Raw genomic sequence first — 24,411 nt, forward strand, 5'->3', positions numbered from 1 at the left:
ATTCAACCAGCCTAATACTACCGATCCGAACTCAAGGACAGTCCGATGGTAGTAGTTACACAGATCAATCTCAGCGGCGAAACACCCGATCCGGCTCTGACACCGAGGAACAATTATTTCAACCAGAATCCCCCCAACGAACTTCCGCGTACGTACTCGCCGTTGGGCGAACTCCCAGACCTGCTGCAGGCTCAAGCCCGTCGTTTGCAACGAGTGCGAATGCTTGCGATTGTCGACGAGGAAATCAGTCAGAACAAAACCCGCGTTGCGAAACATCAAGTTGCGATTGAACGGCGCGATCAACTGAAAGCCCATGTCGATTGCCTTCGGAACAAGAATCTTGACGCAGAAGCCTCGGCGGCGATCGCAGATATCGAATTCGACCCGACAGAAATTGACCTTCAGATCTCTGAGCACTCCTTAAATCTCATTGAAGCCGAGAAGGATGCACTGGTCGCTGGTAAGGTTATTCAGGCGCTCACGACCAAAGGGGGAGAGCTTAGCAAGAGGCGCATTCAGGCCGCGCAGGCCATGAGCAATGCCACCAGGGATTGGCTGCTGGCTCTACACAGTCACCGTGTAAACGCGGTGAGACAAAAGCTTCATGAGCTAGGCGGCGACATGGCCGCGATACTTGCGATTGAGGAGCACATCGAACTGCACCACCATGACCCGAAATACTGCCTTCGTTTTGCAGAAGCTCTTGGAAAGGCGCTTCGCCACGACTCGCCTTTGCGGCCAACGTGGTTCGGCATCGATCGTGCATCGATATTTCCCGGTTTCTCCGCCGCGAAGGCCGCGCTTGAGAGCGACATGTCGGCCGAGGATGGCCAATGAACGGCCTTTCACGAATTTGGAAGGACTGGCGCCGCCACAGGGTGCGTGAGCTTCAGATGACCGGAATGCCGCGCGTGCTCGCGTCCGATCTGGCAGGACGAGAAGCCAAGGCCCGGCAGACAGCCGAAGGATTGGTAGGTCACGACCTGGCTCGCAAAGGCATGCTTATCACGAGCCTCAGGCCTGATGGCACCTACAGCATGTACCTGAAGGCGCCAATAGAGGACATTCCTGAGGCCGACCGTAGCCGCGCGAATGCTTGGTCTGCCGCCGAAAATTTGCACTCTGCTTTTCGGCATTAAGCATCGAAATTTGAAATCGGAAGCGCGCCATTTGGCGCCACGGTGACCAATGCCCGAAATTTTAAAGACCGCAATCGAGCGACTGGCAAAGGCCGGATTCGCTATCCATTGGCTTTATGCCAAATCCAAGAGACCGATCGGGGATGGATGGGCCTCAAAGCCTGTCGCATCGCTCGCAGATCTCGAACGGACATATCGGCCCGGCAACAACGTCGGTGTCCGTCTCGGCAAATGGTCGGTCGTTTGCGACCTGTTTCTCCATGTCATTGATGTCGATATCCGCAAGAATGAGTTGGCTGACGAAGCACTTGATGTGCTCGCCACCATGCTCCCTGACCTTGACCAATCGTCATGCCCGACTGTCATCTCGGGCTCGGGCGGCGAAAGCCGCCATTTCTATTTCCTGACCGACCGCGCCTTTACGCCCCGCAAGTTCGCCCACAGTGATGGGTTCGAGATGGTGTGGGACGAAAGCAAACAGCGCGACGTCAAGAAGTGGGATTGGGAATTGCACCTGATGGGCACCGGGTCCCAGGTCGTTCTCCCGCCTTCAATCCATCCCGACACGGAAAAACCCTATCGTTGGCTTCGCCAGTTCGATTTCGACACCCTCGAACTCGGCCTCGGCCCGATCATTCCGGCCAATGTGATCGCTACGATGATCGAGGCGCCGGACGAAGATGCCGACGTCAGTCCTGAGCGCCTGCAGCCACTTGGATTGTCCGAAAGCGAGATCGTCGGCGTCCTCGACGATCTTCCTGCCGCGGAATGGTTCGAGGATCGTGACCAGTGGATGCGCGTCGGCATGGCGCTGCACCATGAGACGGGTGGCAGCGACCAGGGGTTCGACCTCTGGTGCAAATATTCGCGCCTAAGCGAGAAATTCGACGAGAAGGACCAGAAGAGGGTCTGGAAATCCTTCAAGAACCGGGCGCAGCTACCTTTCCGAATGGCCTCATTGGTCTCGGTCGTCAAGGACATCCGCATCGAACGCGAATTCGAGGATTTGGGAGATGATGATCTCAGCTTCGAAGACGAATTTGAGGATCAAAGCCCTGATTCAGACGACGACATGTTCGGCGATCTGCTTGGAACGGCGCCTGAAAAGGCACGCAAGCCCGGCAAGGCTGAAATCAAGCTCCGGAAAGAACAGGTGGAATTCGATCTCGGCAAAAAGGTGCCGCCGAAGATCCAACGCCTGAACCGCCAGCACGCCATTGCGCGGGCTGGCGGAAAAACGGTGGTGATTGACTTCCGCAACGACGGGACAGTCAGCTACGGCTCAATCAGCGACCTGCACAGCTTCTACGAAAACGACCGCGTGCCGAAGGACGACACGACCGAACCGGTCTCCAGAGCCTGGATGCGTTCGCGCTACCGTCGCACCTATCCCAACGGAATTGTCTTCTCGCCCAACGAGGAGATCGAAGGGACCTATAACCTATGGCAAGGCTTCTCTGTCGAGCCTGATGACACAAAGTCATGCGCGCTCTTCACCCAGCACCTGTTCGAGGTGATCTGCGACAAGAATGCCGAGCATTTCGAATACGCGATGGACTACTTCGCGCACATGATCCAGCGGCCCGAGGAAAAACCGGGCGTGGCTATCGTTTTGGTGGGAAAGAAAGGCACGGGCAAAGACACGATCTTCGATTACATCAGCAAGATCGTATTTAATCACTATGTAACGATTTGGAACCCAGACCAGTTTACAGGCAAATTCAACGCGCACCAGGCTCATTGCCTATTCTTGCACGTCCAGGAAGGCTTTTGGGCCGGCGACAAGCGCCAAGAAGGTGCGCTGAAAGCAACAATAACCTCAGAAAACGCCATGATTGAGCCGAAGGGCATGAACGCCTTCCCGGTAAAATCCGTGCTGCGCATTGGCATTTCCTCGAATGAAAAGTGGGTCGTGCCAGCTACGGAGGATGAGCGCCGTTTCTTCGTCCTGAACGTCTCGAACAAACGCCTGGGCGACCATCCCTACTTCCAGAAAATCCGCCATGAGATGAACAATGGTGGACCTGAAGCCCTCCTCGCCATGCTGATGGATCGTGACATCTCGAATTTCCAGGTGCGCAAGGTTCCGAACACCATCGGCCTCGCTGAGCAAAAGGTGGAAGGGCTCAAGAACGTCGAACGATGGTGGTACGAAACCCTCGATTCCGCAATCATAGAAGGCAATGGACACATTGCTGCGGACTGGTTCGACAGCCCGCTACGAATCGAGAAGGGCGACCTTAGATCCGTATACGCAAACTGGCTTCACAGGCGGCATTGGCAGGGCTCAGAGGCGAATGACACCGCTTTCAGTAAACGCCTTCTAACATTGGTTCCCTCCACAGAAGTCGGTCGAACACGATCGGCAGGCGATCGCTTGCGGTTTTTCATCGTTCCACCGCTGCCTGTTTGCAGAGCAGAATTTGAAGCTTGGCTCGGCTCACCTATTCATTGGCAAGAAAGTATTCAACCAGCCATTGCTATCGACTCAACAATCATTGAAGATAGTATTGTTGATCTTTAATTCAACTTTTTGTTGAATAACTATAGGGCCTTCATGTTTAACATTCTCATCCTAGCAACCTCATTCGCCCTGCCTACAAAGATGCTTTCACACGCAGAGTTCGACGCCATACTGGATGAATTTTCTGCGGATCTTGCTTCATCGATAGACGACGCGTTTTTCAACTCACCCCCTGAAAGCGTAGCTGATTTCGCTGCAGGCGCCGTTAGCGAAGGCCTGGTGCCGCGTCTTTTGCCGATCGCGACTGCTCTTTCCGCCGCTGCCAGCGGCAAGTCTAGAGAGGAGATGAAGGCAGTCGGCATCCTCGCATGCGTAGGGACTGCAGTGCAGGTCGTCGCTCAGCGATTTCCCGGTGATAATTTTTCAGCCAGCCTGGAAGCCGCCGTTGGCCACCTTGTTGCAAGGGTCGGGCTTCAAGCCGCGGCAACCACCTTCGGTCAGCGCAAGCAGTGAGGTAGGACTATGGCCGGCAAGGACATCGATCTCATCATCAAAGCGAAGGATCGGGCGTCCAGCGAACTCGACAAGATTTCGAAGGCCCTGAAGAAGAATGTTGAGGATCAAGCCGACCTCGCCAAGGGTGCTTCCAAAACATCGGACGCCCTTGGCAAACTGGCGACCGACGCTTCGAAATTCCAAAGCGAACTTGCGAAGCTCCAGGCAGCCGGAAAGGTAGCTGCTGAACTCGACAAGGCGACCGATGCCGTCAATCGGATGGAAGGGTCGCTGAAGTCCAATGCTGCCGAACTTGCCAAGATGGCACGCGAAAGCGATGCTGCTGCGCAAGCCGCTGCCCGTCTCAAAGGTCAGCTTGCCGCCGAGGAGGTGGCGCTTGCTTCCAGCAAGACCGGCCTAGCCGATACTCGCAAAGAACTGGCGCGCGTCAACGACCTTGTCAGGGACGCAGAGAAGCAGCAACGCGACTACAACAAAGCGATCAAGGACGGCGACAAGAAGGGACGCGGTCTTCCTGAAGGTGTCCAGCTGCCTTTTTCGGCTGGCGCCGACATTGGCAAACTGCGAGCGCAACAGGCGCAGATCAACGCAGAGATTAACACCTACAAAAAATCGATCGAAGGCTCCAAGGCAGCAATCAAGGAATTGCGCCCGCAGATTTCTGCCGCGTCTTCGCTGCAGAATCAGCTTGCCAACGAGACATCGCGAGCATCAACGGCGCTGAAAGCCGAGAAGGAAGACCTCGGCAGAGCCCGAGGGGAACTCGACTCGATCCGCACCGTTTCGGCGCAGGCAGGCACTGCACTTGGCGGCGTGGTCGTCTCCCAGGAAGCTGTGAGTGCAGCAGCGCAGCGCATGGCGGCGAACCTGGCAGCAGCAAAGGCTCGTATCGAAGGGCTTTCGAACACCAAGGTAACGAGCGGGGCGTCAACCGCCGCGCTTTCAGTTGGAGGCGTGGATGTTCAGGCGCTGACAACCCAACGCCGCGCCCTGCTCGAAGCACGACGGGAGTGGGTGGCTGCACAAGCTGACGTCAAGGCGCTCGGCCAGCAGATGCGACAAACCCAACAGCCGACTGAGCAGTTGGGTGCCGCATTCGGCGCGGCGCAAGCCAAGGCGGCTTTGAGCAAGCAGGCGTATGAAGCTCAGCGCCAGACGCTCGCCAATCTTTCCGGCACTGCCCGGTCCACCTTCCGTGAGTTCAGCCAAGCGACCAGTCAGCTGGGATCTGCTGCAGCAAGCACGACGGCAGCCAACAATCAGATGGCAGCGTCAGCCAATGGCGCTGCGAACGCACAGCGCCAGCTTCGCCCAGCCATTCGTAATACCGCCAATGCAGCGAGTGATGCCGGCAGACAGACAGGCTTTTTCGCTCAGGCCCTTGCCAACGTTGGCAAAGATAGCCTGCAGACGCGCTCGTTGATGCAGGCGCTACGGGGCGAGGTTCTGTCGCTGACGGCCAGCTACATTGGTTTTCAGGCTGCGATTTCGCAGATTGCTGGCGCCATCAATTCGTTCCGGGCGCTGGAAGCGGTTCAGAACCGTCTCGGCTCCGTTTACGAGCAGAATAACGCGAAGGTTGCTGCACAGATCCAGTTCCTGCAGCAACAGGCAGACCGTCTCGGTATCAGCTTCGGAGTCTTGGCAGACGAATACGGCAAGTATGCCATTGCTGCCAAAGCGGCCAATTTCACCACGGATGACACGCGGCGGATTTTCCTTTCCGTCGCTGAGGCGGCTCGCGTCAACAAGCTGTCTGTTGAACAGACGTCGGGCGTGTTTCTCGCTCTGACGCAGATGATTTCGAAGGGGAAAGTCTCTGCCGAGGAACTTCGCGGACAACTTGGTGAACGCCTTCCGGGCGCATTCAACATCTTCGCGCAGGCGATCGGCAAATCGACCGCCGAACTCGACAAGATGATGCAGCAGGGAGAGGTTCTTTCCGACCGCAGCACCATGCTGAAGTTCGCAGACGAGCTTTCTCGTCGCTTCGGCCCGCAGTTGCAGGCATCTTTGGACTCGGTTTCCACTGACATCGGGCGCTTTGAGAACAACCTATTCAATGCGCAGATTGCCATGGCAAACGGTTTCATTCCGGCCCTGCGATCTGCCTTGCAATCTTTCAACGCCTTCGCTCAGAGCACCGAAGGTCAGGAGACCTTCCGCAACATCGGCGTAGCGGTTGGCAACGTCATTCAGATCCTGGCAGAACTGCCGAAATATTTCGATCTCATCACGCTTGGCGCGAAGACTTTCGCTGCCGTCAAGATCGCCGAGGTCTTCACGGGAATGATTGGGCGCGTGGTTCAGTCCACGTCTGCCCTCGGTGTGTTCAGTCGAGAATTGCAGCTTGTCGGCCCGCGAACGCAGGCAGCTGCAGCCGCCCAAGGAATTTTCAGCCGCGGGCTTGCGCAGACTGTCAGCACCCTTGGCGTATTCAGGCAAAATCTCCTGGCATCGACAAGCCAGACGGCCGTGGCTCGCGTTGGCGTGCTGAGCTTGGCAACCTCGGTTGGTGTGCTTCAGAAAGCCCTCATCCTCGGGGCAGGCGCATTCCGTGCCCTGCTTGCGGCGTTCGGTGGGCCGATCGGAATTGCGATCACCGGCATTACCTTGGCAGTGGGTTCGTGGATCACCAGTGTCGACTCGGCAACGACGTCGCTCGATGAGCACAAGCGTCAGCTGGATATTGTCAAAGCCTCCTATGACAGTGCCAAGGACAAAGTGGGCGCTTGGGCCAAGGAGATCAACAATGTCACGCTCAGTCAGGCGCAGGGCAATCTTCAGAACCTGACTGACACCTTCGATAGCGCCCTTAACGACCTCATTTCGAAGGGACGCAATCTCAAGACGATCTATGCGCAGATGCAAGGGGTCGGCGGAGAAGGCATGCGTTCGGCCGTTTCGGCTGCTGATTTCAATCGCATGGGACAGGTGGTTGATCTTCTCGACAAGGTCCAAAGCAAGACGATCTCGCTCAATGATTTCCGTGTTGCTTTGGACGAGATCAACCGGGCGACCGAGAATAGCGGCCTGAAAGACCTGACGCTGACTCTCCAGGACGCGATCGATGCAGCTAAGGATGGCGCACCAAGCATTCTGGATCTTGAGAAAGCAGTCACTGAGGCTGAGGCGAAAATCCGCTTCATGTCTAATACGGCCACAGAAGCTGACAAAGCGCTTCTAGGCATGAACGATCAAGCCAAGGAAACCGTTCAGAACCTCGACTACAATGGCAAGGCTACCGAATTCAACAAAATATTGAACACGATGCGGGAGAACATTCCCGGCGTGGCTGACGAGTTGAAGAAGCTCGAAACCATCAATGGTCTCGAAAAGCAGTATCGGGACGCACTGAAGCTCGCAACGACCATCGGTCAGGTCGTTGAAGCGACCAAGACCTATGGTGACGCAATCGCAGGCGTCAATCAGTCATTCTCGCAGAAGCAGTTCGACTCGCTCCCTGACACCAGGAAGACCCTGATTGATCGCATCATTTATGTCGAAGGCGGGCAGAACGGGACCGGCCCATCGACGTCGAGCGCGCGGGGCATTGGCCAGTTTACCGAAAGCACATGGCTGCCAATCTTCAACGAACTGTTTCCCGCGCTCCGACAGCTTTCGGACTCGGCGAAGCTGCAGTATCGCGCCAATGAGGCGTTTGCCCGGCCGGTGCTGGAAGAGTTCACCAAGCGCAATCAGATGCGACTTGCGAACGCTGGTGTCTCGCCGACAGATGCCAACACCTATCTCGCGCACTTCCTTGGTGCCGGGGATGCCATCAAGGTATTGGTCGCCAATCCGGACGCGCTCGCCAAGGACATCGTCAACTCGGCTTCCGTCAAAGCCAACCCGTCCGTCATTGGCGCCGGAACGACCGTTCGCGATCTTCAGAATTGGGCACTGCAAAAGGTTGGTGGCGGATCGACCATCATGGCAGGTGGTCAGACGAAGCAGGAGTCCTTCAACGAAAACCTCGACCAGCGTGTCAAGGGATGGAAAGAAGAGGCTGCTGCACGCAAGGAGTCCAATCGTGAAGGCGCGATCGCCAAGGCCCTGGCTGAAGCCGAGAACGAAGCACGCAAGGCCGGCGTCGAACTCACCAATCAGCAGAGAGACGCAATCCGAGAAGCAGTTGGCGCCAAGTACGACTCCGCGCATGCTGATGAGCAGCTGAAGGCCAACCAGGAGCAGGCGCGTGATCTCCTGAACGATATTGTCGGCCTCGATCAGCAGCGCAAGAACTTGCTGCAAGAAATCCAGTTGGCCCAAAATGAAGGGGATACCGGCAAGACGGCTGAATTGAAGACGCAGCTTGAGGGTGTCAACCAACAGCTGTCCGAGGCAATTCCGAAGGCTCTCGAACTCGCCCGCGCCCTTGGCGACGAGAAGATGGTCGCTCAGCTGCAAAAGGTTCAGCTGAACACCGCCAAGGTCGGAACGCAGTTCAGCTTCCTCGGCCTCAACTTCAACCAGACCAAGCAGCTTGCCGTCAATTTTGCTGACGGTCTGGTTGGTGCGTTCGACAGCTTCGCACAGTCGATCGCCAGTGGGCAGGACGCCATGAAGGCGCTGCGCAACGCCTTCCTTCAATTCGCCGCCGACTTCCTGCGTCAAATTGCGACGATGATCATGAAGGCCATCTTCTTCCGTATGATCAACTCAGCTTTCCCAGGTCTCGGCATGGGCGTCCCCATGGCCCACACAGGCGGTCTTGTCGGCTCTGCAGCGACCGGTGGCGGCAATGGTTCGCGTCAGGTTTCACCGGCTTGGTTTATGAATCCGATCCGCTACCACACAGGCGGTATCGCTGGTCTGCGACCTGACGAAGTACCGACCGTGCTGAAGAAGAATGAGGAGGTCTTGACCGAACAGGATCCGCGTCATCGGTTCAACAACACGGGCGAGAAGGATGGCGGGCAGAACTCGCGTGGCCAATCCATCAAGCAGGTCTTGGTTCTTGATCCGAAAGACCTGGCGAACGCCCTCGCGAGCAGCCGCGGTGAGCAGGTCGTGGTGACACACATCAAGAACAACGCTGCCACGATCAAGCGCATGTTGGGCAATTGAACTGCAGTGCTGAAAATTTGAAATTTCTTTATTCAACCGATCAGCATCTAACTGCTCCTATCGCAACAATTTCAATATAAAGTTGAATAAACCATCAATTCTTGAGGGTGGCGGGAGGTTTGGGGCAATATCGAGCCATATCGTCTGATTGAGGAAATTCCGATGCCGAGACCTGCTGCAACATTCAAAATGGATGCTGTCGTTCGCGCGGTCAAAGCTGCGCATAATGCCGGCCTGGAAATCCTTCGTACGGAATTGCGGAGCGACGGGACGATAATTCTCCACCACCATCAGACAGCCAATCCGACAATCAACACTGGCGAGTTGATCGCAGCATCAGATTGTGAGCGTTGATGATGCGGATCGATAATGGCTCCGTTGCACGACCTCTTCCACTCCCAAGCAAGCGCGGCCTTTCACGGGTCGAAGCAGCGGAATATATCGGCATCGGTGCAACGAAATTTGACGCGCTGGTGATCGACGGGAGGATGCCGCAACCAAAGCGTATTGATGGCCGTAAGATTTGGGACTTGCGCGCATTGGATCTCGCGTTCGAACAGTTGCCATCGGCGAACGCCGACGACCATAATCCTTGGGACAGTTGAGGCCAATGTCCGAGGAAGAGATGAGAGTCCGTTTAAAATACGTTGTCGAAGACGTTGACCGTCATGGCAACATCCGCCTGTATTACCGGCGCAAAGGCTCGACGAAGGTTCGACTACCTGGCCCGTTAGGATCACCAGCGTTCTTGGCCGCTTACAAAGCCGCTGATTCCGGCGCACCCCCTGCAAAGGCAGATGACGGCAAGGTCAAGGTGATCAAGGCCGGCTCGGTTCGGTGGCTTTGCGTCCAGTATTTTCAATCGGCCATGTTCAACGAATTGGACGCGCGAACCCAATATGTTCGTCGTGGTCTTCTCGAACGATTTTGCCAGAACAAGGATGACGGCGATAAACCATACCGGCTCATTCTACCTCGGCATCTTCGTCAACGCCGCGACGAAATGATGGATCGCCCTGAAGCAGCCAACGGCATGCTCAAAGCCCTCAGACAACTCTTCAAATTTGCCGTTCGCTACGATCACCACGACGACAATCCCGCCGCTAAAGTCGAGTATCTGAAGAACAAGAACCCTGACGGCTTCCACTCTTGGACGCTTGAAGAAATCGCACGCTACGAAGCCCGCCACCCCATAGGAACGAAGGCTCGTCTAGCCTTGGCTCTCATGCTTTATTCCGGTCAACGGCGAAGCGACATCATTTCATTCGGCAGACAGCATATCCGCGATGGTCGATTGATTTTCACCCAACACAAAAATCGGAACAGCAAACCGGTCCGCCTGGAGATTCCTGTAATTGAGGAACTGCAGAAGATCATCGAAGCGAGCCCTTGCGGCGACCTGACTTTCTTGGTCACCGAATTCAACAGGCCTTTTACCTCGAATGGGTTTGGCAACTGGTTTCGCAAGCGCTGCGATGAGGCCGGCCTCACAGATTGTAGCGCACATGGACTACGAAAAGCCGCCGCGTCCAGGTTGGCAGAACTCGGTTGTAGCGAGTTCGAGATTATGGCTGTTACCGGACACTCAACATCGAAAGAGGTGACCCGATACACGAAAGCAGCGAGCCAAAAGAAGCGCGCTGACAGTGCGATGAAAAGGCTTTCAGCGGAACAGAAGTAGCTCAAAAGTGTCCCACTTTTGGCAGTGGTTCGAAATAGTGGGACAAAATGACCCGTTAAGTATTTGATTTTAAATGAAAAAATTTTATGATGGTGCCCGGAGGCGGATTTGAACCACCGACACGCGGATTTTCAATCCGCTGCTCTACCAACTGAGCTATCCGGGCATGACCGCTTGCGGCCTTGCGCTTCCCGTTGATCCGCTTGGCCTTGCGGGCCGTTCCGGCGGGAGCGAGGCGGGTTATAGCAGCTTGACCGGCAGTGTCCAGCGGGAAATGACAGATTTCCGACAGAAATGTTGCTGCGCCGTAAGGTGTTGATCGGATGGGGGAATTGAAGCGGGCGCAGGGTGGCGCGGGGGCTGCGGCGGCGTGATCTGTTGACGGGGCGAGCCATTTATCCTGCGTTGCGGGAGTGGAGCCTCGCCGGCGGCAAGCAGCATGCCCTTGGAGCTGTCCGCCTCGTTTTCGCGCCGTCAGCTCCCCTGTTGCCACTGATAGGCCGCTGCTGACGCCCTCAGCGTGCGGCACGGATGTCAGTCGCCGTCGGAGCGGTCTTCGGTGTCGTCTTCGGAGACGGGGATGGCGTAGCTGCCGGAGAGCCAGCGGTTGAGGTCGATGTTGCGGCAGCGGTCGGAGCAGAAGGGATAGTGCTCGCGCACCGAGGCGCGGCCGCATTCGGGGCAGGGACGCGTCGGGCGCAGGGGCTCGACCTTGGCGCCGGGCGGGATGGCGGCCATGGGATCAGGCCTCCAGCCAGCGGCTGGCGACGTCGAAGCCTTCGCCGGAAAGCAGCGTCACGGTTTCCTGCAGGGGCAGGCCGACGACATTGGTGTAGGAGCCGACGAGCTTGACGACGAAGCTGCCGGCGATGCCTTGGATACCGTAGGCGCCGGCCTTGCCGCGCCACTGGCCGGAAGCGAGGTAGCTTTCGACCTCCACGGTCGAGAGGCGCTTGAAGCGGACCTTGGTGTCGATGATCTTCTGGCGCAGCTTGCGATCGGGCGTGATGAGGCAGACGCCGGTATAGACACGGTGGCTGCGGCCGGAGAGCAGGGTCAGCGCGGCATTGGCCTCGCTGACGAGTTCGGGCTTGGGCAGGATACGGCGGCCGACGCAGACGACGGTATCGGCGGCCAGGATGTAGCTGCCGGCCCATTCCGGATCGCCGCGCAGGGCGGCTTCGGCGGCGCGCGCCTTCTCGGCCGAGAGGCGGCGAGCGAGCGAGCGCGGATGCTCTGCCCGCTTCGGGGTCTCATCAAGATCCATCGGCATCAGGCGATCCGGCGTGATGCCGACCTGGGCCAGCAACTCCACGCGGCGCGGCGAACCGGAAGCAAGAATAAGCGTCTGCGGCTTTGCCATGATGCGTTCGTCCGTTGTGGTGCGGCGTCCGTGCGAGCTTACCGCCCTGGCGGCGCGGTCCGGCCGTCCGGCCGCTTGCTGCCTGCGCCGTAAGGCGCCGTCCGGCCGGCAAGCGTGCCCGGGGACTTACTTGAAGCGGTAGGTGATGCGGCCCTTGGTCAGGTCGTAGGGCGTCATTTCGACCAGCACCTTGTCGCCGGCGAGAACGCGGATGCGGTTCTTGCGCATGCGGCCCGCGGTGTGGGCTATGATCTCATGTTCGTTTTCAAGCTTCACGCGGAACGTGGCGTTCGGCAGGAGTTCGGTTACGACGCCCGGGAATTCGAGGACTTCTTCTTTCGCCATATCAGGATTTGTCTTTCAGCTGTCGATGGGTGCCCGACTGTGAGGGCCCCTTAAAAATTTGCCGGAAACTACACAATCGCACGGCCTTTGTGAACCGGGCGGTGCAGGGTTTCGGCGCATTTGTCAAGGCTTATGCCCCGCATTCGGGGCCTTTCAGCGGTAAAGGATAGGTGGGGATGGCGGCAGCTTCCGCCAAGGGCCAGATGCCGGCGTCCGCGTTCCACGGGAATTTTGCCTCACATTTGCCTTGACTGAAGCGCAGGACAGGAGAACAAATTATGTAACTTTATAACATTTGGATTGCCACTTATGTCCTCTCGGTCTTCGCCGCATGCCCACTCCCCTCATCCCTCGGCGTCTGCATTCTCCGCGCCCCGCGCTTGCGCAGACGGGCCCGATACGACCAGCCTCATGCAGCAATCCGCCCTTGTGCGCATCGGTCTTGCGGGTATCGCGCTTGCCGGCCTGTGGGGTGCCATTGCCTGGGCGGTCTTGCTGCCATGAACACGCCGGCCATTTCGCTTCGGGACCTGACCGTCACCTATAACCGGCACCCGGCGGTGCATCATGTCTCGGGCTCGCTGGCGCATGGCAGCCTGACGGCGATTGCCGGGCCGAACGGGGCGGGAAAATCGACGCTGCTGCGCGCCATCATGGGCGAATTGAAGCCGGCGGAGGGCGAGATCCGCCGTGCCATCCCGAGCCGCGACTTCGGCTATCTGCCGCAGGCCGCCGATATCAACCGGCGCTTTCCGGTCTCCGTCATCGATACGGTTGTGACGGGCGCCTGGAAGCGGGCCGGTGCCTTCGGCGGCATCGGCCGGGCCGAGCGGCAGAAGGCGGGCGAAGCGCTTGCCGCCGTGGGGCTCGAGGGCTTCGAGCAGCGGCCAATTGGCTCGCTGTCGGCCGGACAGTTCCAGCGCACCCTCTTTGCCCGGCTGCTGCTGCAGGATGCCGCCATCATCATTCTCGACGAGCCCTTCACGGCCATCGACAGCCGCACGAGCGAAGACCTGATCGCTATCGTGCGCCGTTGGCATGGCGAGGGGCGGACGGTGGTGGCGGTGCTGCACGACCATGATCAGGTGCGCAGTCATTTTCCGCAGACGCTGCTGATTGCGCGCGAACTGATCGGCTGGGGACCGACGGCGGAGGTGATGACGCACGACAACCTCAGGCGCGCCCGGGCGCTGGCCGAGCGCTGGGACGACAACGCGCCCGTCTGTGCGGTGGCATCATGAGCCTTTACGACTTCCTCATCGCGCCTTTCATGGATTACGGCTTCATGCGGCGGGCGCTGGTGGCGTGCCTGTGCCTGGCGCTTGGGGCAGCACCGATCGGCACGTTTCTCTCCATGCGGCGCATGAGCCTGATGGGCGATGCGCTGAGCCATGCGGTGCTGCCGGGCGCAGCCATAGGCTATCTCGTGGCCGGGTCACTGTCGCTGACCGCCATGGGCATTGGCGGGCTGATCGCCGGACTCTCCGTGGCGCTGCTGGCCGGCGTCGTCAGCCGCATGACCGTGTTGCAGGAAGATGCGAGCTTTGCGAGTTTCTACCTGATCTCGCTCGCCGTCGGCGTGCTGATCGTGTCGCTGCGCGGCTCCAATATCGATCTCCTGCATGTGCTGTTCGGCACCATTCTCGCCATCGATACGGATGCGCTGGTGCTGATCGGCGTCATTACATCGCTCACCCTGCTGACACTCGCCCTCCTCTACCGCCCGCTGGTGATCGACTGCTTCGACCCCGGGTTCCTGAGGGCCGTCGGCGGGCGCGGGGCGCTGATCCATGCCCTTTTCATGCTGATGGTGGTGCTGAACCTCGTCGCCAGCTTCCAGGCGCTGGGCACGCTGATGGCGGTCGGCCTGATGATGCTTCCGGCCGCCATCGCGCAACTGTGGGCCCGTACGCTGCCGATGATGCTCGCCATCTCCGTGGCCACCGCGCTCGTCTCCGGCTATGGCGGTCTCATCGCCTCCTATCACCTCGAATTGGCCTCCGGTCCGACGATCATCGTTGCGGCGGCCATCCTTTATGCGGCCTCGCTGCTTGTTGCTCCGTCCGGCCTCATGAGCCGGTTTATCCGGCGTCCCCACCTCGCAAACTGACACAGGAGTGTGTGACATGTCCAAGCGCCTTCTTTCCATCGCCCTTGCTCTTCCCCTCGCCGGGCTGGCCACCGCGGCGTCCGCCCGGGATATCCAGGCTGTTGCCTCCTTCACCGTACTCGCCGATGTCGTGCACCAGGTCGGCGGAAAGCATGTGAAGGTGACGAGCCTTGTCGGACCGAACGGCGACCCCCATGAGTTCGAGCCCTCGCCGGCCGATGCCAAGCACCTGAAGGCGGCCGATGTGGTGTTCGTCAGCGGCGAGGGTCTCGAAGGCTGGATGGATCGGTTGATCTCCGCCTCCGGCTACAAGGGCACGCCGGTCGTCGTCTCCGAGGGGATCAAGCTGCACACGATGGAAGAAGACGGCAAGACCGTGACGGATCCGCATGTGTGGAACGACCCTGTCAACGTGACGATCTGGGTGAAGAACATCGCGTCAGCGCTGAAGGCGGCGGATCCCGAGGATGCGAGCACCTTCGAGGCCAATGCGGCTGCCTATCTCAAGACGCTCGATGCCATGAACGCCTTTGCGCACGCGAAGATCGACCCGATCCCGGAAGATCGCCGCAAGGTGCTGACAAGCCACGATGCCTTCGGCTATTTCGGCGCGGAGTATAAGGTGACGTTCCTGTCGCCGCTCGGCGTTTCCACCGAGACGGAAGCCTCTGCCGGCGACGTCGCCCGGCTGATCGAACAGATCAAGTCGGAGGGGGTGAAGACCTTCTTCTTCGAAAACTCCAACGATCCGCGCCTCGTCCAGCAGATTGCCAAGGCGACGGGCGCCAAGTCCGGCGGCGAGCTCTATGTCGAATCGCTGTCTGACAAGAACGGGCCGGCGCCGACCTATGAGAAGATGTTCCGCTACAATGTCGAGCAACTGTCCTCAGCCATGCAAAAGAACAGCTGAGCGAGCCGCGAGGTTCCGGTCGGCGTGACACAGCGCCGGCCGGCTTTGGCTTGAAGAACGCAGGGGCCTACCCCGCTTCCGGTCCTGTCGGCAGGCCCTTCGGTGCCAGCCTCCCAACGATCAGCCGATCGAGATGTTCGCGCACATCGCGGTAGTGCGCGAGGATCTGGTCGCGGGTGCCGCCAGCGGCCACTGTCGGATCCGGCGTCGGCCAGTAGATGACCTCGACGGCATCGGTGCGCGTCAGTTCCAGCGCGGCGTGGTGGGCTTCCGGCGCGAGCGTCACGATGAGGTCGAAATAATCGTCTTCGAGATCTTCCAGCGTATGGGGCTGGTGGCGGCCGATCGTCAGGCCCACCTCATCCAGCACCACATCGACGAAGGGATCGCGCTCGCCGGGCCTGACGCCGGCGGAGGCGACATAGGTGCCGGCCGGCAGACGGGCCTTGGCGAGCGCCTCGGCCATCGGGGAGCGGATGGCATTCATGCCGCACATGAACAGAATGGATCGTGGCCCTGCGCCGGATTTTGCACCGACGGGCTCCTCCATGCGCTCAACCCTTCCAGTAGAGCACGCAGACGAGCGTGAAGAGCCGCCGTGCGGTGTCGAAATCCATCTTGATCTTGCCGGAAAGGCGATCCATCAGCGTCTGGGACCCTTCATTGTGGATGCCGCGACGGCCCATGTCGATCGCCTCGATCTGGCTTGGCGTCGAGGAGCGGATGGCCTCGTAATAGCTTTCGCAGATCAGGAAATAATCCTTCACGATGCGCCGGAAAGGGGTCAGCGACAGAATGTGCGTGGCGACATCCGCCCCACCCTCCGTCGCGATGGCGAAGACCAGTTTCTGGTCGAGCAGCGACAGCTTCAGCCTGTAGGGCCCGCCGGGGTGGCCGATGGGCTCGAAGCAGTTGTCTTCCAGGAGATCGAAGATGGCGACCGCACGCTCATGCTCGACGTCAGGCGTGGAGCGCCCGATGGTCTCGTCCAGCACGACATCACAAAGGCGGAAGGCGCTTGGTGCCGTCATCCCTCATCCCCGAGATTGAGACGGATGGCGACGGAACGGGCATGGGCATCCAGCCCCTCGCAGCGCGCCAGCGTGATGGCCGCCGGGCCGAGCGCCCGCAACTGCTCCGCGCCGAGCCGGAGGATCGAGGTGCGTTTCATATAGTCGAGCACGCCGAGACCGGAGGAGAACCGCGCCGAACGCGCAGTCGGCAGCACGTGGTTGGAGCCACCGACATAGTCGCCGATCACCTCCGGCGTGTGGCGGCCGACGAAGATGGCGCCGGCATTGCGGATGCCCGCGATCAGCGGCTCGGGGTCCTCGACGGCGATTTCCAGATGTTCGGCAGCGATACGATTGGCGAGCGGCAGGGCATCCTTGAGGTCGGGCACGAGGATCAGTGCGCCGAAATCCTGCCAGCTCGCACGGGCGATCTCGGCACGACCGAGCTGCGCCAGTTGACGCTCGACCGCGGTGTTGACGGCGTCGGCAAAAGCGGCGTCATCAGTGATGAGGATCGACTGGGCACCGCGGTCATGCTCGGCCTGGGCGAGCAGATCGGCGGCGATCCAGTCCGGATCATTGTCGCCGTCGGCGATGACAAGCACTTCGGAGGGGCCCGCGATCATGTCGATGCCGACGGTGCCGAAGACCTGGCGCTTGGCGGCGGCGACATAGGCATTGCCCGGCCCCATGATCTTGGCGACCGGCGCGATGGTCTCGGTGCCATAGGCGAGCGCCGCCACGGCCTGCGCGCCCCCGATGCGGTAGATTTCCTCGACGCCGGCGATGCGCGCGGCGACCAGCACGGCGGGGTTGATGGCCCCGCCCATGGCCGGCACGACCATGACGATACGCGGCACGCCGGCCACGCGGGCCGGAAGCGCATTCATCAGCACCGAGCTTGGATAGCTCGCCGTGCCGCCCGGCACATAGAGGCCGACGGCATCGATGGCCGTCCAGCGCGAGCCGAGGCCGACGCCGAGCGCATCCTCATAAAGATCGTCCTTCGGCAACTGGCGGGCGTGGTGGCTCTCGATGCGCTTTGCCGCAAGCTCCAGCGCGGCGACGACAGCGGGCGCCACCGCGGCAAAGGCGGCATCCATGTCGGCCGCGCTGACGCGCATCGGCGTCACGGCGAAATCGACGCCGTCGAACCGCTTGGAATAGTCTGCCAGCGCCTGATCACCGCGGGCCCGCACATCATCAATGATGGCGCGCACCGTCTGGTTCACGTCGTCCGATACTTCCCGCTTGGTCGTGAGAAATGCGGCGAAGGCCTGTTCGAAGCCAGCCTGTCGCGTGTCGAGCCTGATTGCCAAGATGCGGTTCCCCAAATGCCAGTCTGCTGCCAGTCACATCGGGCGCCACGGCCCGGCCGGCATTTCCGGCGGCCCGCACGCCCCTGCCGGCATCAGTCAGAGCCGGCTTGCAGGACGGCCCTTACGCCTGATGGCGCGGCAGGGATGAGGTTTCCCATGCTCCGCCGGTATCTGCAAGCTGTACCTCGATACATTCGACGTCCAGCGCCATGGTTGCTCCACCGGAAAAGGCAAGGTTGACCGTTCCCTCCGGCCCTTCACCATGCGGGGTAAAGGTGGCCGCGAGCAAAGAGAGCACGTCCTCCGGCTTTTCCCGGTCGATACCTGCCGAGCGCACGGCCCTGACGCGCTTGAAAACCAGCGCGGCGCGGCGGCGCTCATAGCTGCGGCGGCGACCCTCGGCCTTTTCCCAGACGAAGCGGTTGACGATGACCGAGAGCTGCTGGCGGCGCGGCTCGAACACCAGGCCCGAGACCTTCAACACCGCATCCTGCACATGGGCGGAGACGATTGCGAGGTCTTCGGCATCCAGCGCCATCAGCTTCAGGGCATCCATGGTATCCGCATCCTTTGTAAGACCAGCCAGCAAAAGAAAAGCGGGCCCGGAAATCCGGACCCGCCTTTCACATAGGGTGGCGATGCTACAAGCGCAATTGCCGGGCAGGCGGCACGCGGCTCATTCGCTGACGCGTTCGACGATGGCGCCGCAGCGTGTAAGCTTTTCTTCGAGCCGCTCGAAGCCGCGGTCGAGGTGATAGACGCGCGAGACCATGGTTTCGCCCTCGGCCGCAAGGCCTGCGATGACCAGCGACACCGAGGCACGCAGATCCGTTGCCATGACGGGGGCGCCCTTCAGCGTCGGCACGCCCTCGATCTTGGCCGTCTGGCCGGAAAGCGAGATACGCGCGCCGAGACGGGCAAGCTCCTGCACATGCATGAAGCGATTCTCGAAAATCGTTTCGGTGATGTGCGAGACACCCGAAGACTTGGTCATCAGGCCCATGAACTGCGCCTGCAGGTCGGTGGGAAAGCCCGGGAAGGGATCGGTCACCACATCCACCGGCTTGATGCCGCCGCCGTTTCTGACGACGCGCAGGCCGCTTTCAGTCTGCGTGATCTCGGCGCCGGCGCGGCGGATGGCCTCCAGCGCGGTTTCGAGCAGCGCGCCATCGGTGCCTTCCAGCGTCACGTCACCGCCCGTCATGGCAACGGCCATGGCATAGGTGCCGGTCTCGATGCGATCGGGAAGCACGCGGTGGCGAGCGCCGGAGAGCGAGGCGACGCCCTCGATGGTGATGGTGGAGGTGCCGGCGCCGGTGATCTTGGCGCCCATGGCATTGAGGCAGGTGGCGAGATCGACGACTTCGGGCTCGCGGGCGGCATTGCCGATCACCGTCGTGCCGCGGGCCCGCGTTGCCGCCATCATCATCACATGGGTGGCGCCGACGGAGACCTTAGGGAAGACGTAGCGCGCGCCGATCAGGCCGCCCTTGGGCGCCGTCGCATTGATATAGCCGCTGTCGATTTCGATTTCGGCGCCCAGCGCCTTCAGCCCCTCGATGAAGAGATCGACAGGGCGCGTGCCGATGGCGCAACCGCCCGGCAGCGACACGCGCGCCTGGCCCTCGCGGGCGAGCAGCGGGCCGATGACCCAGAAGCTGGCGCGCATCTTGGAGACCAGCTCGTAAGGGGCGGTGGTATCGACAATGCTGCGGCAGGTGAAGTGGATGGTGCGGGCATAGCTTTCGCCCTGCCGCTCGCGGCGGCCGTTGACCGAAATATCGACGCCGTGATTGCCGAGAATGCGGATCAACTGCTCGACATCGGCCAGATGCGGGACGTTTTCCAGCGTCAGCGTGTCGTCCGTCAGCAGCGAGGCGATCATCAGCGGCAGCGCGGCATTCTTCGCGCCGGAGATCGGAATGACCCCGTTGAGTTCATTTCCACCCTTGATCCTGATGCGATCCATCGAATACCCGCCGGGCACCGCCCGCCTTTCCAATCTGACATTTTCGTGACGCCTCTTTAGAAGAAGCGGAGCGAGTTTGAAAGCGCCTTGCCCAACGCTGGGGAGAGCGACCGCACGAAGCGCCGCGGCGCCTTGCGCGCCTAGTGGAATGAGTTTGACATTTGCTCTCAAGGGTGCCGCGAACGGTAGCAAATGTCAAAATCAGACCACTAGTCGCGGTCCGCGCCACCAGAAGACGGCGATTCGTCCGTTTTTGCGGCAGGCAGACCATCCGCCTCATCGGCCGCCCCCTGCCGCCGGGCGCGGGCCTGCTGCTTGCGCTGCGCCAGATTGCGCCGCAACGTCTCGGCCAGCCGAAGGCGCTTGCGCTCCGCCTCGCTGATCGTCTGCCGCTTGTCCGGTGATGAATCGTCCGTGCCTGCCATACACCGCCTGATACTGCAGTTTGTCCCCGTACAAAATGCCCTGGGACGTCAGCCACACCGAAAACTTTCAAATGCGGCTTGCACTCCCCTCCGACCTATGGCAATAGGCCCCACGTCGCGAGGGCAAAGCCCCCGCCGCCCCAGATGCTGCGGTAGCTCAGTGGTAGAGCACTCCCTTGGTAAGGGAGAGGTCGAGAGTTCAATCCTCTTTCGCAGCACCAGTTTTTCTTGATATAAATGACTTCGGTGTCCTCCTTTCTTGTAATGGACACACCAAACGCCGTTGGGTTAGCCTCTACTGACCATAACCAGGAAACGGCGGTCTAGAGCGCCTCTTTGATGAGCGAGCCATTTGATGTCCCTCACAGATCTTCAGCGCCTTGAGGCGGAGGCGATTCATGTTTTCCGAGAAGTCGTGGCCACCACGCAGAACCCGGTCATGCTCTACTCCATCGGCAAGGACTCATCCGTTCTCCTGCACCTCGCCCTGAAGGCATTCTACCCCGCCAAGCTCCCATTTCCGGTTCTTCACATCGACACGGGGTGGAAGTTCAAGGAAATGATTGCATTCCGCGATGCTGTGGCGCGCGAGCATGATGTCGACTTGATCGTGCATACCAACGAGGACGGAGAGCGCGACAACATCAGCCCTTTCGTGCACGGCTCGTCGCACTATACGCACGCGATGAAGACGGTGGCCCTGCGGCAGGCGCTGGAGGCCTACCGGTTTGATGCAGCATTTGGCGGCGCGCGACGGGACGAGGAGCCGGCCCGCGCCAAGGAACGCATCATTTCCATACGCAGCGCGACCCATGCCTGGGACCCGAAGAGCCAACGGCCTGAGCTTTGGAAGACCTTCAACACCCACCTGTCACCGGGTGAAAGCATGCGGGTTTTTCCGCTCTCCAATTGGACCGAAAGGGATATCTGGCGCTACATTGCGCAAGAGGCGATACCCGTTGTGCCTCTCTATTTCGCGAAGAGCAGGAAGGTTGTAGAGCGCGACGGGATGCTGATTATGGTCGATGACGACCGGCTGCCCCTGCGACCGGGTGAAGCTCCGGTAGAGCGACTTATCCGGTTTCGGACCCTTGGATGTTATCCGCTGACGGCTGCAACGCCCTCTAGCGCCTCGACTGTTGCCGACATCCTCGAGGAAATGCGCGTTTCACGTATGTCCGAGCGACATGGGCGGCTCATCGACCGGGACGAAAGTGGCTCGATGGAGAAAAAGAAGCGGGACGGATATTTTTGATGCTTCCACGACCACAAGACGATGTGCGTGAATCACCGGCGGCGAACAAGAACAGCGACGCACGCTCACTGTTGCGGTTCATCACCTGCGGTTCGGTCGATGATGGAAAATCCACGCTTCTTGGTCGCCTGCTGCATGATCTCGAGGCAGTACCGGAAGATCAGTTGGCAACGCTCGCGACCGATAGCAAGCGACACGGTACGACGGGCGCGGCGCTGGACATGGCGCTTCTGGTTGACGGCCTGGAAGCTGAAAAAGCGCAGGGCATCACGATCGATGTCGCCTATCGCTTCTTTTCGACAGACCGTCGAAAGTTCATCGCAGCCGACACGCCAGGACACGAAGAATACACGCGGAACATGGTGACGGCGGCATCGACCGCGGACCTTGCTATTCTTCTGGTAGACAGTACCAAGGGTCTGTTGCCGCAAACACGGCGCCACGCCTTCGTTGCTTCACTGCTGGGCGTGCGCCACGTCGTCCTGGCGGTCAACAAGATCGATATCCAGGGCTACGAACCCGCACCCTTCAGGGCGATCGTTGACGACTTCGCGGCAATTTGTGAACACCTTTCCTTTGCAACTGTCCAAGCAATCCCGATCTCGGCAAGGGCAGGCGTCAACCTGATCTCGCGATCGGAACACACACCCTGGTATGAGGGTCCGACGCTTCTCGAACATCTTGAAAACGTGGTGATCGACAGGCCTTACGGGGAAAGGCCGTTTCGATTCCCAGTCCAGATGATCAGTCGGCGGGATGCCGATTTCCGTGGATTTGCCGGCACCATTGCGTCGGGCTCGATCTCCGTTGGCGATGAGATCATCGTTCCACGGACCGGACAGCAATCACGCATCGCGTCAATCGTCACCTATGACGGGTCTCTACCCGAGGCAAGCGAGGGCCAGGCGGTCACCCTCGTCCTGAACGACCACATCGATGTTTCGCGCGGCGATATACTGGCCGACCCCGTCGATCGCCCTCGGCTGTCCGAGCAGTTTCAGGCCCACGTCATCTGGTTCGACGCGGTGGCGCTGATGGCCGGACGTGGCTATCGCCTGAAAACGGAAACGGACATGGTCGATTGCACGATCACGGCCATCGTGCACATGATCGACATCGAGAGTTATGCACCATGCCTGGTGACGACAATCGCGATGAACCAGATTGCAGTCTGCAACATCGCCACACAACGTCCGCTGACATTCGACAGTTACAGCGCCAACCGCGCCACGGGAAACTTCATTCTCATCGACCGTGCAACGAACAAGACGGTCGGAGCCGGGATGATCGATTTCCCGCTTCGCCGCGCCTTGAATCTGCATTGGCAGAGCATTGACATCAATGCAGAAGCGCGAAGCAGCCTCAAGCATCATCGATCGGCCGTGGTATGGCTGACCGGCTTTTCAGGGTCAGGTAAATCAACGATCGCAAACCAGATCGAGCGCCGGCTTCACGCGGCAGGCCGGCACACATATCTCCTGGACGGCGACAACATCCGGCACGGGCTGAACAAGGATCTCGGCTTCACTGACGAAGACCGCGTCGAGAACATCAGACGGATCGCGGAAGTCGCACGCCTCATGGCCGATGCCGGGTTAATCGTTCTTGTCTCGTTCATTTCGCCCTTTGCTTCGGAACGGGCCATGGCGCGATCTCTGGTTCGTGAAGGTTCGTTCGTGGAGGTCTTCGTCGACACCCCCCTCGAGGAGTGCATCCGGAGAGACCCGAAAGGCCTTTACAAGAAAGCGCTACGGGGCGAGATCGCACATTTCACGGGGATAAGCTCTCCCTATGAAAGACCGGAGAGCCCGGAGGTATATCTCAACACGCTGGAGGCGGCATCGGCCGAACTCGCCGACAAGGTCTGCGATTACCTCGAAGCAAATGTGATATGTCAGTGAGGCCTTCGCCAGCCGCCTCGCGGTTGCCATGCAGGATGTGTTATCGCCCGAACCGCCCAAACGCGCTGATGGTCCGCAAAATGGCCGCATCATCGATCGGATCTTCGAATTGCGTGTGGCGCCAGCTTGAGACCGGGACGAAGTCGAAGACCCGGCTCGCACAGTCCTCCCACCGCTCGCTTATCTGTGGAAGCGGGCGACTTTCTGGCCTGGCGACCGCAAAGCCAAGAAGCACAATCTGCGGCCCGAAATACCGTTGCAATGCCGAGACCATCTCGGCGCAGACATCGTTACTGAGACGGTCGGCATGAGATGTCGCGGCAAAGGTGATCGCCTCGCCCTTCAAGGCGCGTAGCCGGTCCACGCATCGTATCAAGTAGGCGTGTCCATCCGGACGGTGCACGTCGTGGTGCTGGAACATTGGCGGATGAACGCCATATTTTCGATGGAGTACGCGGTCGGTTCCAGTGCTTTCGAGGTTGGGCTCGTAAAAACTCGTATCGAGAAAGTCGCGGAAATCAGTGTCGAGGATATCAATCACTGCCCGCCAGTCGCTGAAAATCCAGTCGAAAGGAAATGACTGTGTACGCCAGCCGGCGGATCCAAGAATAGAGGCCATGTGGCATGACGATCCGAGGCTGACCACGGTGCCTGGACTCGGACCAACCATAACGCGCAGTGCCTCGTTGCGTGCGCTCAGGCGGCGTTCGTCACTCTCCAGCAAGACTTGCAGCACATGGTCGGCCCAATTGGGCCTGTCGGCATTCTGAAGCGCGACGTGTAATCCTTCGGGATCCGGCTCCCGCCCAAGGACCGCCCGATACATCGAGCCTATCAAAGAGATCTTCTGGCGACGTTCCTTTTCCAATGCCCGTTTCTTGAAAATTGGCAACACGTTAACGATGCTCCTTCGATACCATGCCTTGCCTTC

The 24,411-nt window shown here is 59.8% G+C and carries 22 protein-coding genes and 2 tRNA genes; 13 read left to right on the forward strand and 11 right to left on the reverse strand.

Annotated elements, in window-relative coordinates; genetic code table 11:
* Positions 1-45 precede the first annotated feature (45 nt).
* From F3H41_RS09645 to F3H41_RS09675, 7 genes are all read left to right on the forward strand, one after another.
* Positions 46-837, forward strand: coding sequence for a hypothetical protein (locus F3H41_RS09645; RefSeq protein WP_149738464.1), 792 nt, complete (start codon positions 46-48; stop codon positions 835-837).
* A complete protein-coding gene (locus F3H41_RS09650; protein ID WP_149738465.1) occupies positions 834-1,139 on the forward strand; it encodes a hypothetical protein in 306 nt (101 codons plus the stop codon). The genes F3H41_RS09645 and F3H41_RS09650 overlap by 4 nt, the downstream gene beginning before the upstream one ends.
* Before the next feature lie 49 nt (positions 1,140-1,188).
* Positions 1,189-3,663, forward strand: a complete 2,475-nt coding sequence (locus tag F3H41_RS09655) for a DUF5906 domain-containing protein (RefSeq protein ID WP_149738466.1) — start codon at positions 1,189-1,191, stop codon at positions 3,661-3,663.
* 33 nt (positions 3,664-3,696) lie between these two features.
* Positions 3,697-4,116 carry a hypothetical protein gene (locus F3H41_RS09660; protein ID WP_149738467.1) on the forward strand — a complete coding sequence of 140 codons (420 nt, stop codon included), beginning with the start codon at positions 3,697-3,699 and terminating at the stop codon, positions 4,114-4,116.
* A gap of 9 nt (positions 4,117-4,125) precedes the next feature.
* Positions 4,126-9,189, forward strand: coding sequence for a tape measure protein (locus tag F3H41_RS09665; protein WP_149738468.1), 5,064 nt, complete (start codon positions 4,126-4,128; stop codon positions 9,187-9,189).
* A gap of 356 nt (positions 9,190-9,545) precedes the next feature.
* Positions 9,546-9,794, forward strand: coding sequence for a hypothetical protein (locus F3H41_RS09670; RefSeq protein WP_149738626.1), 249 nt, complete (start codon positions 9,546-9,548; stop codon positions 9,792-9,794).
* A gap of 5 nt (positions 9,795-9,799) precedes the next feature.
* Positions 9,800-10,870 carry a tyrosine-type recombinase/integrase gene (locus F3H41_RS09675; RefSeq protein ID WP_149738469.1) on the forward strand — a complete coding sequence of 357 codons (1,071 nt, stop codon included), beginning with the start codon at positions 9,800-9,802 and terminating at the stop codon, positions 10,868-10,870.
* A 90-nt stretch (positions 10,871-10,960) separates the two neighbouring features.
* On the opposite strand, the gene F3H41_RS09680 is transcribed toward F3H41_RS09675, so the two are convergent.
* From F3H41_RS09680 to infA, 4 genes are all read right to left on the reverse strand, one after another.
* Positions 10,961-11,036 (reverse strand) — tRNA-Phe (locus tag F3H41_RS09680).
* 368 nt (positions 11,037-11,404) lie between these two features.
* Positions 11,405-11,608 (reverse strand): DNA gyrase inhibitor YacG, encoded by a 204-nt coding sequence (gene yacG, locus F3H41_RS09685; RefSeq protein WP_149738470.1) that lies wholly within the window; start codon positions 11,606-11,608, stop codon positions 11,405-11,407.
* Between the two features lie 4 nt (positions 11,609-11,612).
* A complete protein-coding gene (locus F3H41_RS09690; protein ID WP_149738471.1) occupies positions 11,613-12,233 on the reverse strand; it encodes a Maf-like protein in 621 nt (206 codons plus the stop codon).
* A gap of 126 nt (positions 12,234-12,359) precedes the next feature.
* Positions 12,360-12,578, reverse strand: coding sequence for a translation initiation factor IF-1 (gene infA, locus F3H41_RS09695; RefSeq protein WP_004435948.1), 219 nt, complete (start codon positions 12,576-12,578; stop codon positions 12,360-12,362).
* A 500-nt stretch (positions 12,579-13,078) separates the two neighbouring features.
* Between infA and F3H41_RS09700 the strand changes: the two genes are divergently transcribed.
* From F3H41_RS09700 to F3H41_RS09710, 3 genes are read left to right on the forward strand one after another with little or no spacing between them, the layout of a single operon-like run.
* A complete protein-coding gene (locus tag F3H41_RS09700; protein WP_149738472.1) occupies positions 13,079-13,819 on the forward strand; it encodes a metal ABC transporter ATP-binding protein in 741 nt (246 codons plus the stop codon).
* Entirely contained in the window at positions 13,816-14,688 is an 873-nt protein-coding gene (locus F3H41_RS09705; RefSeq protein ID WP_149738473.1) for a metal ABC transporter permease, read from the forward strand. The genes F3H41_RS09700 and F3H41_RS09705 overlap by 4 nt, the downstream gene beginning before the upstream one ends.
* Positions 14,689-14,704: 16 nt before the next feature.
* Positions 14,705-15,598 (forward strand): metal ABC transporter substrate-binding protein, encoded by an 894-nt coding sequence (locus F3H41_RS09710; RefSeq protein ID WP_149738474.1) that lies wholly within the window; start codon positions 14,705-14,707, stop codon positions 15,596-15,598.
* Between the two features lie 67 nt (positions 15,599-15,665).
* On the opposite strand, the gene F3H41_RS09715 is transcribed toward F3H41_RS09710, so the two are convergent.
* The 6 genes from F3H41_RS09715 to F3H41_RS09740 form a co-directional block, all read right to left on the reverse strand.
* Complete coding sequence (locus F3H41_RS09715) at positions 15,666-16,148, reverse strand: low molecular weight phosphatase family protein (protein ID WP_149738475.1); 483 nt, start codon at positions 16,146-16,148, stop codon at positions 15,666-15,668.
* Positions 16,149-16,152: 4 nt separating this feature from the next.
* Entirely contained in the window at positions 16,153-16,629 is a 477-nt protein-coding gene (locus F3H41_RS09720; RefSeq protein ID WP_149738476.1) for a UPF0262 family protein, read from the reverse strand.
* A complete protein-coding gene (gene hisD / locus F3H41_RS09725) occupies positions 16,626-17,930 on the reverse strand; it encodes a histidinol dehydrogenase (protein WP_149738477.1) in 1,305 nt (434 codons plus the stop codon). The genes F3H41_RS09720 and hisD overlap by 4 nt, the downstream gene beginning before the upstream one ends.
* Positions 17,931-18,051: 121 nt before the next feature.
* On the reverse strand, positions 18,052-18,486 hold the full coding sequence (locus F3H41_RS09730; RefSeq protein ID WP_149738478.1) for a DUF2948 family protein: 435 nt from the start codon (positions 18,484-18,486) through the stop codon (positions 18,052-18,054).
* A 120-nt stretch (positions 18,487-18,606) separates the two neighbouring features.
* The gene (murA, locus tag F3H41_RS09735; RefSeq protein WP_149738479.1) at positions 18,607-19,899 is read right to left on the reverse strand and encodes a UDP-N-acetylglucosamine 1-carboxyvinyltransferase; all 1,293 of its coding nucleotides are present in this window, start codon (positions 19,897-19,899) and stop codon (positions 18,607-18,609) included.
* A 209-nt stretch (positions 19,900-20,108) separates the two neighbouring features.
* On the reverse strand, positions 20,109-20,324 hold the full coding sequence (locus tag F3H41_RS09740; RefSeq protein WP_149738480.1) for a hypothetical protein: 216 nt from the start codon (positions 20,322-20,324) through the stop codon (positions 20,109-20,111).
* A gap of 146 nt (positions 20,325-20,470) precedes the next feature.
* On the opposite strand from F3H41_RS09740, the gene F3H41_RS09745 reads away from it, so the two are divergent.
* The 3 genes from F3H41_RS09745 to cysC all read left to right on the forward strand — a co-directional run bounded on the left by F3H41_RS09745 (position 20,471) and on the right by cysC (position 23,480).
* Positions 20,471-20,545 (forward strand) — tRNA-Thr (locus F3H41_RS09745).
* Between the two features lie 131 nt (positions 20,546-20,676).
* Positions 20,677-21,579, forward strand: a complete 903-nt coding sequence (cysD, locus tag F3H41_RS09750) for a sulfate adenylyltransferase subunit CysD (protein ID WP_348532488.1) — start codon at positions 20,677-20,679, stop codon at positions 21,577-21,579.
* A complete protein-coding gene (gene cysC / locus F3H41_RS09755; protein ID WP_149738482.1) occupies positions 21,579-23,480 on the forward strand; it encodes an adenylyl-sulfate kinase in 1,902 nt (633 codons plus the stop codon). The genes cysD and cysC overlap by 1 nt, the downstream gene beginning before the upstream one ends.
* 40 nt (positions 23,481-23,520) lie before the next feature.
* Here cysC and F3H41_RS09760 read toward each other — a convergent pair whose 3' ends face one another.
* A complete protein-coding gene (locus F3H41_RS09760) occupies positions 23,521-24,375 on the reverse strand; it encodes a DUF1796 family putative cysteine peptidase (RefSeq protein WP_149738483.1) in 855 nt (284 codons plus the stop codon).
* Between the last annotated feature and the right edge of the window lie 36 nt (positions 24,376-24,411).

The sequence above is a fragment of the Rhizobium sp. RU20A genome, from assembly GCF_900155885.1.
In the GTDB taxonomy this organism is placed as follows: Bacteria; Pseudomonadota; Alphaproteobacteria; order Rhizobiales; family Rhizobiaceae; genus RU20A.

What these genes read in the sequence shown, in the direction of transcription:
- infA (WP_004435948.1), bottom strand. Translation starts at nt 12,578, where the DNA reads ATGGCGAAAGAAGAAGTCCTCGAATTCCCGGGCGTCGTAACCGAACTC.
- F3H41_RS09715 (WP_149738475.1), bottom strand. Translation starts at nt 16,148, where the DNA reads ATGGAGGAGCCCGTCGGTGCAAAATCCGGCGCAGGGCCACGATCCATT.
- F3H41_RS09690 (WP_149738471.1), bottom strand. Translation starts at nt 12,233, where the DNA reads ATGGCAAAGCCGCAGACGCTTATTCTTGCTTCCGGTTCGCCGCGCCGC.
- yacG (WP_149738470.1), bottom strand. Translation starts at nt 11,608, where the DNA reads ATGGCCGCCATCCCGCCCGGCGCCAAGGTCGAGCCCCTGCGCCCGACG.
- F3H41_RS09700 (WP_149738472.1), top strand. Translation starts at nt 13,079, where the DNA reads ATGAACACGCCGGCCATTTCGCTTCGGGACCTGACCGTCACCTATAAC.
- F3H41_RS09740 (WP_149738480.1), bottom strand. Translation starts at nt 20,324, where the DNA reads ATGGCAGGCACGGACGATTCATCACCGGACAAGCGGCAGACGATCAGC.
- F3H41_RS09660 (WP_149738467.1), top strand. Translation starts at nt 3,697, where the DNA reads ATGTTTAACATTCTCATCCTAGCAACCTCATTCGCCCTGCCTACAAAG.
- F3H41_RS09665 (WP_149738468.1), top strand. Translation starts at nt 4,126, where the DNA reads ATGGCCGGCAAGGACATCGATCTCATCATCAAAGCGAAGGATCGGGCG.
- F3H41_RS09720 (WP_149738476.1), bottom strand. Translation starts at nt 16,629, where the DNA reads ATGACGGCACCAAGCGCCTTCCGCCTTTGTGATGTCGTGCTGGACGAG.
- F3H41_RS09675 (WP_149738469.1), top strand. Translation starts at nt 9,800, where the DNA reads ATGTCCGAGGAAGAGATGAGAGTCCGTTTAAAATACGTTGTCGAAGAC.
- F3H41_RS09705 (WP_149738473.1), top strand. Translation starts at nt 13,816, where the DNA reads ATGAGCCTTTACGACTTCCTCATCGCGCCTTTCATGGATTACGGCTTC.
- murA (WP_149738479.1), bottom strand. Translation starts at nt 19,899, where the DNA reads ATGGATCGCATCAGGATCAAGGGTGGAAATGAACTCAACGGGGTCATT.
- F3H41_RS09730 (WP_149738478.1), bottom strand. Translation starts at nt 18,486, where the DNA reads ATGGATGCCCTGAAGCTGATGGCGCTGGATGCCGAAGACCTCGCAATC.
- F3H41_RS09655 (WP_149738466.1), top strand. Translation starts at nt 1,189, where the DNA reads ATGCCCGAAATTTTAAAGACCGCAATCGAGCGACTGGCAAAGGCCGGA.
- F3H41_RS09710 (WP_149738474.1), top strand. Translation starts at nt 14,705, where the DNA reads ATGTCCAAGCGCCTTCTTTCCATCGCCCTTGCTCTTCCCCTCGCCGGG.
- F3H41_RS09670 (WP_149738626.1), top strand. Translation starts at nt 9,546, where the DNA reads ATGCGGATCGATAATGGCTCCGTTGCACGACCTCTTCCACTCCCAAGC.
- cysC (WP_149738482.1), top strand. Translation starts at nt 21,579, where the DNA reads ATGCTTCCACGACCACAAGACGATGTGCGTGAATCACCGGCGGCGAAC.
- F3H41_RS09650 (WP_149738465.1), top strand. Translation starts at nt 834, where the DNA reads ATGAACGGCCTTTCACGAATTTGGAAGGACTGGCGCCGCCACAGGGTG.
- F3H41_RS09645 (WP_149738464.1), top strand. Translation starts at nt 46, where the DNA reads ATGGTAGTAGTTACACAGATCAATCTCAGCGGCGAAACACCCGATCCG.